This is a genomic window from Streptosporangium longisporum, assembly GCF_039534895.1.
Classification (GTDB): Bacteria; Actinomycetota; Actinomycetes; order Streptosporangiales; family Streptosporangiaceae; genus Streptosporangium; species Streptosporangium longisporum.
Map to the genome: position 1 here is coordinate 1,877,454 of NZ_BAAAWD010000006.1, position 13,430 is coordinate 1,890,883.

13 protein-coding genes are annotated in these 13,430 nt (G+C 71.6%); 5 read left to right on the plus strand and 8 right to left on the minus strand.

The features are described from left to right. Window positions 1-21: 21 nt before the first annotated feature. Window positions 22-399 (minus strand): ferredoxin, encoded by a 378-nt coding sequence (locus tag ABD832_RS12710; protein ID WP_344893129.1) that lies wholly within the window; start codon window positions 397-399, stop codon window positions 22-24. Between the two features lie 8 nt (window positions 400-407). Beyond that, window positions 408-1,685 carry a cytochrome P450 gene (locus tag ABD832_RS12715; protein WP_344893132.1) on the minus strand — a complete coding sequence of 426 codons (1,278 nt, stop codon included), beginning with the start codon at window positions 1,683-1,685 and terminating at the stop codon, window positions 408-410. Between the two features lie 108 nt (window positions 1,686-1,793). On the opposite strand from ABD832_RS12715, the gene ABD832_RS12720 reads away from it, so the two are divergent. Then, a complete protein-coding gene (locus ABD832_RS12720) occupies window positions 1,794-2,429 on the plus strand; it encodes a TetR/AcrR family transcriptional regulator (protein WP_344893135.1) in 636 nt (211 codons plus the stop codon). A 148-nt stretch (window positions 2,430-2,577) separates the two neighbouring features. On the opposite strand, the gene ABD832_RS12725 is transcribed toward ABD832_RS12720, so the two are convergent. The 5 genes from ABD832_RS12725 to ABD832_RS12745 all read right to left on the minus strand — a co-directional run bounded on the left by ABD832_RS12725 (window position 2,578) and on the right by ABD832_RS12745 (window position 8,880). Further along, on the minus strand, window positions 2,578-3,978 hold the full coding sequence (locus tag ABD832_RS12725) for a cellulose binding domain-containing protein (RefSeq protein WP_344893138.1): 1,401 nt from the start codon (window positions 3,976-3,978) through the stop codon (window positions 2,578-2,580). A 221-nt stretch (window positions 3,979-4,199) separates the two neighbouring features. Continuing rightward, window positions 4,200-5,663 carry a beta-N-acetylhexosaminidase gene (locus ABD832_RS12730; RefSeq protein WP_344893141.1) on the minus strand — a complete coding sequence of 488 codons (1,464 nt, stop codon included), beginning with the start codon at window positions 5,661-5,663 and terminating at the stop codon, window positions 4,200-4,202. A 61-nt stretch (window positions 5,664-5,724) separates the two neighbouring features. Next, window positions 5,725-6,594 (minus strand): carbohydrate ABC transporter permease, encoded by an 870-nt coding sequence (locus ABD832_RS12735; protein ID WP_344893144.1) that lies wholly within the window; start codon window positions 6,592-6,594, stop codon window positions 5,725-5,727. Beyond that, complete coding sequence (locus tag ABD832_RS12740; protein WP_344893147.1) at window positions 6,591-7,580, minus strand: carbohydrate ABC transporter permease; 990 nt, start codon at window positions 7,578-7,580, stop codon at window positions 6,591-6,593. Before ABD832_RS12740 ends, ABD832_RS12735 begins: the two co-directional genes overlap by 4 nt. Before the next feature lie 16 nt (window positions 7,581-7,596). Then, window positions 7,597-8,880 carry an extracellular solute-binding protein gene (locus ABD832_RS12745; RefSeq protein ID WP_344893150.1) on the minus strand — a complete coding sequence of 428 codons (1,284 nt, stop codon included), beginning with the start codon at window positions 8,878-8,880 and terminating at the stop codon, window positions 7,597-7,599. Between the two features lie 137 nt (window positions 8,881-9,017). On the opposite strand from ABD832_RS12745, the gene ABD832_RS12750 reads away from it, so the two are divergent. The 3 genes from ABD832_RS12750 (at window position 9,018) to ABD832_RS12760 (ending at window position 10,968) form a co-directional block, all read left to right on the plus strand. Then, window positions 9,018-9,752, plus strand: a complete 735-nt coding sequence (locus ABD832_RS12750) for a GntR family transcriptional regulator (RefSeq protein WP_344893153.1) — start codon at window positions 9,018-9,020, stop codon at window positions 9,750-9,752. Between the two features lie 84 nt (window positions 9,753-9,836). Beyond that, complete coding sequence (locus tag ABD832_RS12755; RefSeq protein WP_344893156.1) at window positions 9,837-10,523, plus strand: nucleoside/nucleotide kinase family protein; 687 nt, start codon at window positions 9,837-9,839, stop codon at window positions 10,521-10,523. 232 nt (window positions 10,524-10,755) lie between these two features. Then, window positions 10,756-10,968 carry a hypothetical protein gene (locus tag ABD832_RS12760; RefSeq protein WP_344893159.1) on the plus strand — a complete coding sequence of 71 codons (213 nt, stop codon included), beginning with the start codon at window positions 10,756-10,758 and terminating at the stop codon, window positions 10,966-10,968. 66 nt (window positions 10,969-11,034) lie between these two features. Here ABD832_RS12760 and ABD832_RS12765 read toward each other — a convergent pair whose 3' ends face one another. Beyond that, window positions 11,035-12,336: an endonuclease Q family protein gene (locus ABD832_RS12765; protein ID WP_344893162.1), complete on the minus strand. Its 1,302-nt coding sequence runs from the start codon at window positions 12,334-12,336 to the stop codon at window positions 11,035-11,037. A gap of 216 nt (window positions 12,337-12,552) precedes the next feature. Here ABD832_RS12765 and ABD832_RS12770 point away from each other — a divergent pair, with 216 nt between their 5' ends. Continuing rightward, window positions 12,553-13,368 (plus strand): SAM-dependent methyltransferase, encoded by an 816-nt coding sequence (locus ABD832_RS12770; RefSeq protein WP_344893165.1) that lies wholly within the window; start codon window positions 12,553-12,555, stop codon window positions 13,366-13,368. Window positions 13,369-13,430 lie beyond the last annotated feature (62 nt).

Genomic DNA, 13,430 nt, shown 5'->3' on the forward strand with positions numbered 1-13,430 from the left:
CCGTCCCCACCTGAGGGAACCTCAGCCTCGCCGATCTCCCCGCTCGGTCCCGGCGGAGCTCCGTATCGCATCGCCATGTCCCGGTGGCGCCACCGGCAGGGGCGATGAACGGGCTTCGCCCCGGGACGAACCGTTCCCGGCCCGGAGGTCCTCCGGGCCTCCGCCGTCGACGTCCTCGGAGCCCGGACGTGCGGGGTCGTCATGGCCGTCTCTCACCGAGACGGCGCCCGAGGGGCACAGGTACCGGGCCCGGCGGACGGCGGCGTGCAACTCGGGCGGGGGCGTCTCGTCCAGGAGCACGACGGTGCCGCTCTCCTCGCTCTGGTCGAAGACCGCGGGCGCGGTGAGCGCGCACATGCCCGCCCCGACGCACGACGCCACGTCCGCGGTGACCCTCATGTCGCGGCCTACCACGCGACCGGCAGCGCTCGTACGCCGTAGATGGTCATGGTGTCGCGCACGGCCACCTGGTCGGCCGGTACGGCGAGACGGAGCCCGGGGAAGCGGTCGAACAGCATCGGGAAGGCGATGCGCATCTCCACGCGGGCGAGCTGCTGCCCCAGGCACTGGTGCAGCCCGTGCCCGAACGTCAGGTGCCCGCTCGCGGAGCGGGTGACGTCCAGGCGGTCGGGGTCGGGAAAGCGCGAGGGGTCACGGTTCGCGCCCGGCACCGAGAGCGTCACCACCTCGCCGGCCCTGATGAGCTCGCCCTCCACCTCGACGCCCTCCAGTGCGGCCCGCGTCGGGCCGATGTGGATGACGCTGAGGAAGCGGAGCAGTTCCTCGACCGCGTTGTCGATCAGCGAGGGGTCGGCGCGCAGCGTGGCGAGCTGGTCGGGGTGCTCCAGCAGGGCGAACGTGCCGAGCCCGAGCATGTTGGCCGTGGTCTCGTGTCCCGCGGCGAGCAGCAGGAACCCCACGTTGCGCAGTTCCTCGTCGGTCAGCTCACCGTCCTCGATCAGGCCGCCGAGCAGGTCGTCGGTGGGGTCGGCGCGCTTGAGGGCGATGAGCCGTGCGAAGAAGGAGGCGATGCCGGCGAGCGCCGCGTGGATCTCCTCGGGCGAGGACTCCAGGTTCAGCAGCGCCGAGGTGGCGTGCTGGAATTCGTCCCGGTCGGCGTACGGGACGCCGAGCAGCTCGCAGATCACCAGCGAGGGGATGGGGAGCGCGAACTCGCTCACCAGGTCCAGGGGCGGCCCGGCCTTCTCCATCGCGTCCAGCCGCTCCCGGGTGATCTCCCGGATCCGGGGCTCCAGCCCCTTCATCCGCCGCACCGTGAACTGCGCGGTGAGCGGCTTGCGGTAGCGGGTGTGGCCGGGCGGGTCCATCCGGATGAACATCCCCGGCTCGGCCGGTCCGCGCATCTCCTGCATCAGCGGGAAGGGGACCGGGACGTTCAGCAGCTCGCGGCGGGAGCTGAACCGGGGGTCGGCCAGGATCGCCCGTACGGCCGAGTGGCCGGTCACCAGCCATCCGATCCGGCCGTCGGGATAGGCCAGCCGGGCGACGGGCCGCTCCTCGCGCAGCGAGGCCAGCCGCTCGGGCGGGTCGAAGGGCCCCGGACGCCCGACCGGGAAGGTGATCGCCTCCGTCGAGGACCCTGCCGTGGACTCTGCCGGGGACCCCGTGGAGGGCTCCACCCGGGGCACCGGGGGCACCGAGGGTTCTGCCGTGGACTCCGTCATCTTCGTGCTCCTGTCGCGTCGGCGCGGTTCGTCTCCACCCAGAAAACTACATCAAGTGTAAATTTGCAACAGATGTAAAAACTACTGCGATGCAGTACGATGCACGCTATGGGTGAGGATCTGGGGCTTCGTGAGCGCAAGAAGCTACGAACCCGGCAGGCGCTCATCACGGCGGCGCTCGACCTGTTCATGGAGAAGGGTTACGAGCAGACGACCGTCTCGGAGATCGCCGCGGCCGCCGACGTCTCGACCCGCACCTTCTTCAGCTACTTCGCGAGCAAGGAGGACGTGGTCTTCCACGACTCGCGCGAGGGCCTCGACCGTGCCCTGAGGACGATGGCCGAGGCCGCGCCCGGGGAACGGGCCGCCGACGTGCTGGGTCGTGTGATCGCCGACGGTTACGCCGCCCTCGACGTGGACGACCAGGTCAGGCGGGGGATCGTCCCGACCAACCGCCTCACGATGACCGTCCCCTCGCTGCGGGCCCGCGGTCTGCTGCTTCTCTTCGACGGCCAGCGGGAGCTGGCCGAGGCCCTGCACCGGGCCTGTCCCGACGAGCTGACCCTGGTCGAGGCGTCGGCCGCCGTCGGCGCGGTGGTCGGCGGGGCCAAGCTCGCCACCTTCGTGGCCATGAACCAGGGGGCCTCGCCCGAGGAGACGCTGCGGGCCGGCCGCCAGGCCGTGGAGTTCGCCCTGGCCGGCCTGCGCGCGCGCATCCCGCACCCCGAGACCGCGGCCCCCTGACCCGCCGCGTCCTCGCACGCCGGAACGGTCATGATCTGTCGGGATCGTTCACGCACGATGTGAACGACCCCGACGGATAACGGCCGGTCGAGGGCCGTGGGAACGGGCACGGCCCGCGCCGGGAGACGCGGGCCGTGCGGACGGGATCTCAGGAGCCGGGAACGGTGTCGACCCAGGTGGTCGAGGCCGAGCGGTAGCCGTTGACGCGGTTCAGCACGTCGGCCGGTGCGACGACCTCGTTCTTGGAGTGGTAGAACCAGTCGACCTGCTGGATGTACTCGCGCGGGGTCGCCGAGCCCACCAGGCCGCCGTTGATGAACCAGAGGTTGAAGTTGACCGACTGCGCCGTCTCCGGGTAGTAGATGCCTCCGTGCTCGGCGAAGAGGGCGCCGTCGATGTAGTACCTGATCTGGCCGCCGGAGACCTGGAGGACCAGGTCGTGCCAGCCCGCGTAGCTCTGCCTGACCTCGGTGTGGACGTTCACCGCCTCCCAGGGCTCGTTACGGTACGTCTCCCACGAGGTGGTGTACATGATGTTGGCGGGCTCTCCCCAGCCGCCGTTGGGCAGGTACTCGAAGTCCTGCTCGCTGTAGGCGGGGTCCATGTCGAAGGCCAGGGGCGTGATCGTGAAGAAGGTCTGCACGATGTGGTCGCCGTCGGGCCCGCTGATCGGGGCGTCGGAGAACTTCACCCGGGCCGCGTAGGTGCCCTCCAGGAACTTGCGCTGGTGCAGCACCTCCGACTGCCGGGTCCCCGCCGCCGTGCCGTCGGTACCGGCCTTGAGCTGCAGTGCCCTGTTGCCGCCGGAGAGCGTGGGGAAGCTCACGTTCTGCTTGGGCCAGCTCGCCCCGGGCACGCCGGGACCGCCGCTGTTGGTGCGCACGGTCCAGTTGTGCGCGGTGATGGCCGGGTCGTCGGCGCCGGTGTAGGCGAAGTCGTCGAACACCACCCCGGCACCCCCGGGGTTGCTGGGCGTGGGGGTGGGAGTGGGGGTCGGGCCGCCGCCGCCCGCGGGCGGGGTGCCCCAGACCAGGGCGCCGTTGTGATGGACGGTGACCTTGGTCCAGTCGCCGTACGTGGTGTGGGCCGGGCCGAAGGAGTGGTCGTCGCTCTGGGTGATCCGCTGCCAGTCGGCACGGTGGAAGCGCAGCTGCAGGTCACCGGTGCGCGCACCGGGGGCCAGGGTGCCGGAGGTGAAGCCCACCTCCAGGTAGCGGTCGGCGGTGGCCGTACCGGGGGACAGGGTGCCGAAGGCGCCGGTGATCGTGGAGCAGGAGATCGTCGCCCACGAGCAGGCGAAGCGGTACTGCGGCGATCCGGCGTCCGCCTTGAAGTAGTAGCGGATCTTCACGCCGTTCAGCGGTACGGCCGAGGTGCCGTCGTTGGCCAGGTTGAACCAGGGCTCGACCTGGTCGGCGGTGGCTCCGGTGGCGCTCGTCTTGTACTGGAGCCGCAGGGACTGCTGGGCGGCGGCCGGGCCGGCCGTGACGCCCACCAGCGCGAGCAGCAGGACGGGCAGCAGCCCGCCGAGTAACAGCTTTCCGCGCACGTTCTTTCCTTTCGTCGGTGCTTTCCGAGGTCTGGCGGGTACCGGACGGAAGGGCCGGGTGGCCTGCGGTCCCGTGCGTGGGGGTCAGGTGGTCTGGGGGTTCTCCGGGGTCTCGATGGTCTCCAGGGTGCCGGGGTCTCGGGGTCTTGGTGGTCTCGGAGGCTCGGTGGTCCGGGCGGCCCCGGTGCCCGCGGGGGCGGGGCCGTGGGCCGGCGCGGGGGTCAGGGGATGAGCGGGCCGCCCCGGACGCCCAGGGCGCCGAGCCGGTCGAGGTGCGGGCCGAGGCGGGCCAGGAAGCCGGGGTAGTCGCCGGCCGTGCCCCAGGCGACCTCGGCGAACGCGCACATCCTGGGCAGGGCCATGAACTCGACCCGCTCGGGGGTGGGCATGTACTCGGTCCACAGCTGGCACTGCACGCCCCGCGCGGCCGGGTCGGGTGCGAACGCGTAGGTGTCGGCCAGGGTGAGGACGTGCTCCTGCACGGTCTGCCGCTCGTCACCGGCGGGCCCGTCACCGGAACCGCCGGAGCCGCCGGAGCCGCCGGAGCCGGCAGAGCCGGCAGAACCGACAGAACCGCCGGAGCCGACAGAGTCGCCGGGGCCGCCGGAGCCGCCGGGGCCGCCGGGGCCGCCGGGGCCGCCGGGGCCGCCGGGGTCGCCGGGACCGTCGTCCGGTGTCTCGAAGGGGCCCACGGAGGGGCGGTAGTCGAAGTAGGTCCGGGTGTGCGGCGCCAGGATGATCTCGTTGTCGCCGCGGTCGGCCTGCTCGTCCCGCCAGATCATGACGGTGGTGCCGGGGGTGGGCTCGCGGTCGGGCTCGTCCCAGCAGACCAGCCTGCGCGAGTGCTTCTCCAGGTGGGCGGCCATCCGGCCGATGAACCAGGCGCACGCGTCCTGCGGCCCGGCCAGTCCCAGCTCCGCCAGCCGGCGCCGCGCCGCCGGGGACGCCTCCCACTCGGCGGTGGGGCACTCGTCCCCGCCGACGTGCACGTACGGGCCGGGGAAGAGCTCGCAGACCTCGTCGAGCACGTCCTGGCAGAAGCGGACGGTGGACTCCTCCAGGTTGAGGACGTGCTCGCTGATCCCCCACTCGGTCCAGACCTCCACCCTCCGGTCCGGGTCGTTGCCCAGACCGGGATAGGCGGCGATGGCGGCCTGGGCGTGGCCGGGCATCTCGATCTCCGGCACCACGGTGACGAAGCGCTCCGCCGCGTACGCGACGATCTCCCGGACGTCCTCGCGCGTGTAGAACCCGCCGCGCCGCGCGCCGACCTCGGTGAGCAGGGGGTAGCGCTCGATCTCCAGCCGCCACCCCTGGTCGTCGGTCAGGTGCAGGTGCAGCACGTTGAGCTTGTGCTCGGCGAGCAGGTCGACGAGGCGCAGCACGAACGCCTTGGGCATGAAGTGGCGGGCGACGTCCAGCATCACCCCGCGCCAGGCGAACCCGGGCCGGTCCTCGATGACCCCGGCCGGGATCGACGGTCCGAGCTGGGCGAGGGTCCGCGAGCCGTAGAAGCGGCCGGCCGGGCCGCCCGCGGTGAGCTCGACGCCCGAGGGGGAGACCGCGATGCGGTACCCCTCCTCGCCGAGGGACGGGTCGTCGGGCATCGGCCGCAGGAGATCGCGCCGGAACGGGACGGGGTCCCCGCCGGTCGCCACGACGTCCCGCGGTCTCGGAATGATCACGTTGTCTTCCCTTCACGGCGCTCCCGGACGGGCACGCCTGCAGGCGGTGCGGGGCGGGATCTCACCCCTTGACGGAACCGGCGATCATCCCCGAGGTGACCCTGCGCTGCAGGACGAGGAAGACCAGCAGCACCGGGAGCATGAACAGGGCCGAGGCGGCCATGGTGGCCCCCCAGTCGGTGCCGAAGACGTTGCCGAACGAGGAGAGCCAGACGGGCAGCGTCCGGTCGTCCTGGTTCTTGATGATCAGCGCGTTGGCGAAGGCGAACTCGTTCCACGCCGTGATGAAGCCGAACAGCGAGGTGGACATCAGGCCGGGGGCGAGCAGCGGCAGGACCACCCGGCGGAAGGCGGCCGGCCGGTCGCACCCGTCCATCATCGCGGCCTCCTCCAGCTCGGGAGGGATCGCGGCGAGGAACCCGCGCAGGGTGACGATGGCGAACGGCAGCGTCGTCATGAAGTAGATCAGGCTGAGCATCGACAGTTTGTCGAGCATCCCGGTGTCGCGGGCGATGATGAACATCGACACCAGCAGCGCCTCCCAGGGTGCCATCTGGGCGATGAAGACCATCAGGATGAACGCCCTGCGCCCGCGCCAGCGCATCCGGGCCACCGCGAACGCGGACAGCAGCGCTACCACCAGGGCGAGCAGTACCGCGCTCACGGTGACGACGAGGCTGTTGCGCCAGAACGTCCAGAAACCGTCCGCGCTCACCGCGGTCGCGAAGTGCTCCAGGGTGGGGTGGGCGGGCCAGAAGGTCGGGGTCTGCGACTGGATGTCCCTGGTGGGCTTGAACGCGGTCAGCACCATCCAGTAGACGGGGAAGACCGAGACGGCCAGCACGGCCAGGGCCGCCAGGTTCAGCGGCGCGCGGCGCAGGAGACGGACGGGTGCCGGACGGGCCTGCCGGATCGGCGTCAGGGTGGTCACGGTTCCTCCCCTTCGTGCTTGAGCATCCGCCGCAGGTGGACGATCAGCAGGGCGATCAGGATCAGCACGGTGAGGGTGGAGATCGCCGAGCCGAGGTCGTACTTGTGGAGCGACTGCGCGACCTGGAACGCGTGGACGGGCAGCGTGGTGGTGGCCTCTCCCGGGCCGCCCTTGCTGATCGCCCAGATCTGGGCGAAGCACTTGAACACCCAGATCACCTCCAGCGAGGTGATCAGGCCGAAGAGCGGCCGCAGGATGGGGAAGGTGACGGCGGTGAAGACCTGCCGCCCGTTCGCGCCGTCGATCCGCGCGGCCTCGTACAGCTCGGAGGGGATGGTGGTCAGGCCCGCGTACAGGGTGAGGGCGGCGAACGGCACGGACTGCCAGACGACCAGGGCGACCAGGATGGCGAAGGTGGACGTGCCGTCGGCGAACCAGGTGTAGTCCCTGAAGGACTCGAACCCCAGCGTGACCAGCAGCCAGTTGACCACCCCCAGCCGCGACTGGAACAGCCACTGGAAGATCGTGGTGGCGGCGAGGACGGGGGTGGCCCAGGTGAGCACCAGGCCGCCCAGCACGGCCAGCCGCATCGTCCGGCCCAGACGGGCGACCATCAGCGCCACCGCGGTGGAGATGACCATGATCAGGACGACGTTGACGGCCGTCCAGATCAGGGTCCTGCGCACCACGGCCCAGAACTCCGCCCCGCCGAGCACCTCCGCGTAGTTGCCCAGGCCGACGAACTCCGCCCCGCCGCGGATCAGCTCGCCCGTCCTGAAGTGCTGGAAGGAGATGACGACGCTGCGGACGAGCGGGTAGAGCAGCAGGTAGGCGGTGCCCGCCAGGGTGGGGGCGATCAGCAGGTAGGGCCACAGGCCGGCGAGCCGGGACGGCCGTGCCCCGGACCGCGCCGCGGACGGTACCGGTGGCGGTACGTCCCGGTCGGGGGCGTGCCGCCGGTCGGGGGCCCGGGAGGGGGCGGACATGACGCTCCTCAGCTCCTCAGGACGTGGTGTTGAGGATCTCGGCGATGTTCCGGTCCACCGCGGCGGCCTCGGTGGCCGGGGTGCCGCCGGTGAGGACCCGGGTCATGTACTCCTTGATGAGGTTCTTGGCCTCGACCGCGGCCCAGTTGGGGGAGTTGGGGGTGGCGTGCCCGTTCGCGGCGCCCGCGGCCATCGCGGCCGTCGCCTCGTTGCCGTCCAGCACGCCCGCCAGGGAGACGCGGTTGGGCACGTAGCTCATCTCCTTGGCCATGTCGGTCTGGAACTCCTCGCCCGCCAGCGCCTTGACCACCTCGTACGCCGCGTCGGGGTTCTTCGAGGCCTCGGGGATGACCAGGTCGGAGCCGCCGGTGAACACCGCACCCGGCTTGTCGGCGGTCTTGCCGGGGATCGGGAAGAAGCCGAGCTTCCCCTTGAGCCCGGGGTCGGCCTTCTCGATCGCCACCGCGCCGCCCGGGGCGGAGATGAGCTGGGCGACATCGCCCTTGGCGAAGACGTCGGCCTGCGGTGGCCTGGCCTCGTCGGAGTCCTTGGGGCCCTTGCCCAGCGCCTGGAGCTTCCGGTAGAACTCGATCGCGGCCAGCGCCTGGGGGGTGCCGAGGCCGCCCTTCCAGGTGCCGCCCTCGTTGACCGCGAGGTCGCCGCCCTCGTCCCAGACGAACCCGGCGAAGGTGTACCAGTTCTGGCCGGGCAGGTAGATGCCCTGGTCACCGCCCTTGTTGAGTTTCGCGGTGACCTCCAGCCACTCGTCCCTGGTCTTCGGCGGGGCGGTGATCCTCGCCTTGGCGAACAGGTCCTTGTTGTAGATGACCACCCGGTTGGCGGCGTACCACGGGATGCCGTACTGGCGTCCCTCGATCCTGCCCGGTTCGGCCAGGCCGGGCAGCCAGTCGGAGCCGCCCAGGTCGGCGACCTTGTCGGTGAGGTCCTTCACCCCGCCGCTGGCGGCGTACTCGGCGACCTGGGTGTTCCCGACCTCGATGACGTCGGGGGCGTCGTTGCTGGCCAGCGCGCTGGTCACCCGCTGGCCGATGCCGTCCCACTCCTGGATCTGGATGTCGAGCGTGACGCCGGGGTGGGCCGCCTGGTAGCGGGTGCGGAAGCGGTCGAGCAGGGCGTCGGAGAAGCTGTCCCGCATCACCCAGACGGTCAGGTTCGCCCCGTCCTCGCCCTCGCCGGCCGAGCCGGGAGGGCCGGAGGAGGACGGTTCGGAGGAGCCGCACGCGGCGAGGCCGGCGACGAGCGCCAGCACTGCCGTGGTGGCGCGGAGACGGTGCCTCATCGGTGCTCCCACAGGTCAGATATTGGTAACTAATTGGCTTGCTCCGCATAGGGTGGCTCTTACCAGTTCCCCCGTCAAGACCTGATTTTTCCCGGGCAACTGGTAAGAAATAGGTAAGAGGTTGGTAGGGTGGGAACGTGACACTGAACATGAGGTCCGGGCTCAAGCGCGACCGGGTGCGCGACGTCCTGCTCGACCTCATCGCCGACATGAGACCGGCCGAGGCGATCCCCTCGGAGCGGGATCTGTGCCGGGAACTCGGCGTCTCCCGGCCCACCGTCCGCGCGGCGATCGACGACCTGGTCAGGTCGGGGCTGCTGGTGCGCGAGCACGGGCGCGGCACGTTCACCGGCCCGCACCGGGTCACCCAGGCGCTGGCCTCGACGACGGACAACTCGTTCTACGCGCCGCCTGCCGAGGGCACCTGGCTCAGCCGCATCCTGGAGTTCGGCTCCGCCCCGGCGGGCGCGCGGCTCGCCGCCAGGCTCCAGCTCTCCCCGGCCGACCCGGTCCTGCGGGTCGTGCGGCTGCGCGTCGTGGACGACGAGCCCATGGCGATCGAACGCATCCACCTGCCGTACGCCCTGGTCGCCGGTCTCGTCCCGGCGGACATGGAGTCCGGTTCGTTCTACCGGTTCCTGCGGGAACGCTTCGGCGTCGATGTCCGCACGGCCGTGCAGACGATAGAGCCCACCGTCACCGACGAGACCGAGTCCGAGCTGCTGCACGTGCCCCAGCACGCCCCCGCCCTGCTCTTCGAGCGCACCGCCCGCGACGTCGGCGGCCGGATCGTCGAGTTCACCCGCTCGATCTACCGCGGCGACCGCTACCGGGTGACCTCGGAGCTGTCCTTCAACGCCGACTCCGGGTGACCTCCGGCCGGGCCGCCGTCCCGCGGGACGGGGTGCGGACGGGGCGTGCTGGAGGACGGGGGGCGGCTGGGCTACGTTCGGGGGATGACGTCCCTCGACGAGCTGACCGTCCGGGCCCGCTCCCTCGTCCGCGACGGGCGGCGCGCGCTGCTGGGCATCACCGGGAGCCCGGGGGCCGGTAAGAGCACCCTCGCCGAGCAGCTGGTCGCCCTGCTGCGCCCGGCGCCCCCCGAAGGGCTCCCGGCCGGGGAATGGGTGGCGTACGTGCCGATGGACGGCTTCCACCTCGCCGACGCCGAGCTCGACAGGCTCGGCCGGCGCGACCGCAAGGGGGCTCCGGACACCTTCGACGCGGCCGGTTACGCGGCCCTGCTCCGCCGCCTGCGCGACGACGAGGACGAGGTGGTCTACGCTCCCGCGTTCGAGCGCGACCTGGAACAGCCCGTCGCCGGGAGCATCCCGGTCCCGCGGGCCGCCCGGCTCGTCGTCACCGAGGGCAACTACCTGCTGCTCGACCGGGGCGACTGGGCTCGGGTACGTCCCCTGCTGCACGAGACCTGGTACTGCGACCTCATCCAGGACGAACGGGTGCGTCGCCTGGTCCGTCGCCACGAGCGCTTCGGCAAGGACGCGGACACCGCCCTGGCCTGGACGCTCGGGACCGACCAGCGCAACGCCGACCTCGTCGCGGCCACCCGCCCGCGCGCCGACCTCGTCGTGCCCGACACGGTCCTGCGCTCGATCGGCGACCCTGAGGCGACGACCGGCTGACCTGCGCGCCCGGTCCTGGGCCCGGGGTCCTGGGCCTGGGGTCCTGGGTCCGGAGGCCGGTTGATGGCGCGGCCCGGAGACCGGCCGACGGCACGGTCCGGGAGCCGAACGCGGCTCGGCCAGAGTCTTGATCATCGGTGTGGTTCGTTGTGACCGGCGCCCGGTAATACCCCCGCCGTACCGTTCGCACACCATGGGGGGACACATGTCCGTTGCCCGCTTTATCACTGCCGTGACCCTCACCGCCGCGGCGGTGTCGCTCGCCGCTCCGGTGGCCTGCGCCGACCCCATGCCACCGCGACCGGCCTCGGAGGAGGGCTACCCGCCCTCGGGAACGCTGACCGTCAAGAACGGCGACCTCACCGAGACCTGGACGTGGAGGCCGGGGTACGAGGCGTACCAGAGCAGCAAGAGCAACGAACAGCGGATCAGGGAAGACCGCTGACCGCCCCGCCCCGCCCGGAAGCGGTGCGGGGCGGGACCCGGGCGAGAACGAGGACCGTCGGCACGCCTAGAACAGGGTCGGGGCGGCGGCCGTGCCCGCCCCCTTCGGTTCGTCCGGCGCGAAGAGGTGGATCGTGCCGAACGTGCCGTCGTACCCGGGATCGCGGATCACCTCGCCGCGGCGCAGCCGGTCGACGGCCTCGGCGAGCGGCGACGAGTGAACGGCGATGTCGTCGACCGGCACGTCCTGAAGGATGGACAGCTCGGGGCCCAGCGCCGTCGTGAGCTCGTCGAGCAGCTTGACGACCTTCTTGCTCTTCGGCCCCACCCCCAGGACCTCCCCCACGATCTCCGGCAGCGGCACCAGGCTGCGGAAGTCCACGGCGTCGTCCGGGCGGAACCCCTCGGGCCGGTCGGCCAGCTCCTCGACCCGGCTCAGCACCCCGACCGTGAGCAACCTGCCGCACACCGGACATCTCCCGCCCAGCTCGCGCGTCTCGGCGGGGTCGAGCCGGACCTCGCAGACGCGGTGCCCGTCGAGGTGGTACTTGCCCTCCTCGGGGAAGAACTCGGTCGTGCCCGCGTACCCCTTACCGGTCCGCAGGGCCCGCAGCACGGCGAAGTAGTCCAGGTCGGTGTCGAAGACCGTGGTCTCGCGACCGAGCATGGGCGGCGAGTGCGCGTCGGAGTGGCTGACCAGCCGGTAGCGGTCCAGGGCGGAGACCCGCCGGTTCATCGCCGGGTCGCTGGACAGGCCGGTCTCCAGCGCGAAGATCTCCTCCGACAGGTCGCCGTAGCACTCCTCGACCGTGTCGAAACCGGCCTTGGACCCGAACACCCCGAACCAGGGCGTCCAGACGTGGGCGGGCACCAGGTAGGCGCCGTCACCGCTGCCCAGGGTGAGTTCCAGCAGGTCGCGGGAGTCCATCGCGAGGACGGGACGGCCGTCCGCGGCCAGGTCGCCGACCCGTTCGAGCTCGCGGTTGAACGCCGCGGCCTCGTCGAAGCCCGGCATGTAGACCAGGTGGTGGATCTTCCGGGTGCGCTCGCCGCGCCGGTAGATCGTGGACACCTCGCTGGAGAGCATGAACCGCACCTGGCCGGGGACCACGCCGGCCGGCAGCGCACCGCCGACGTCGGCGGCCGGGCCCGAGGCGAGGTCCTCGCGGAGCCGGAACAGCCCCGGCTCGGCCGGTACGAGGCTCTCGCGCAGCCGCTCGAACCACACCGGGTGCGTGAAGTCGCCGGTGCCCATCAGGGCGATGCCCTTGCGCTGCGCCCACCAGGTCAGGTGCTCCAGATCGCTGTCCTTGCTGCAGGCCCGGGCGTACCTGGAGTGGATGTGCAGGTCGGCATGAAAACGCATCATGACACTTTGCCACAGTGCGACAGGGGCGGCCGACGGCCCGCCGGATGCCCCTGCCCTCACCCGTCCCGGACGGCCGGGGAAGCGGGGCGGGAGGACGGCCTCACGGACGACGCGGGGAAGGCCGCCGCTTCTGTCCGCTGAAGTCAGGATTTTTCGATAAAGATCCAGAAGGTCGTAGGTGTTCCCTATCATTCCCGGTTAACGGGGAGGAGGGACATGACCGATCACGACGTCATGCCGGAGGGGATCGACCCGGGCGTACCGAGCGTCGCCCGGATGTACAACCACTATCTCGGGGGCAAGGACAACTTCGCCGCGGACCGGGTGGCCGCGGAGGAGTTCATCCGGGTGCTGCCCGGCATCCGCGAGATGGCCTGGGCGAACCGGGCGTTCCTGTCGCGGGCCGTCACGCTCCTGGCGCACCAGGGGGTGCACCAGTTCCTCGACATCGGGTCGGGGCTGCCGACGCGGGAGAACGTGCACGAGGTCGCCCACCGCGTCGCGCCGCGGGCCCGGGTCGTCTACGTCGACATCGACCCCATCGTCCTGGCGCACGGCCGCGCGCTGCTGCAGACCCCCCTCACCTCGGTCGTCCGGGCCGACGTGCGGGAACCCGAGGCGCTCCTGGCGCACCCGGAGATCGGGGACGTCCTCGACCTCACCAGGCCGGTCGCCGTGCTGCTGGCGTCGGTGCTGCACTTCGTCCCCGACGAGGCCCTGGTCACCCGCCTGATGAGCGTGCTCCGCGGGCGGCTCGTCCCGGGAAGCCACGTGGTCGTCTCGCACGCCTTCGAGGGCGACATCGACGACGAGACGCGCGAGGCCGGCCAGCGGCCCTACCGGCTGACCGGTGCCGGAGGGCTCACCTCGCGCGGCCCGGAACGGCTCGCCGAGCTGATGGACGGGCTGGAGGTGCTGGAGCCGGGGATCGTCCCGGTGCAGGCGTGGCGGCCCGAGCGTCACGAGGACGAGGAGGAGGTCCCGGTGGACCTCACCCTGCCCGCCATCCTCGCCGTCGTCGGACGTCGCTGAACGGTGCCGCCGACCGGTGCCGCCTGTCGGCGTCGTCGACCGGCATCGCCGAACGGTGACGG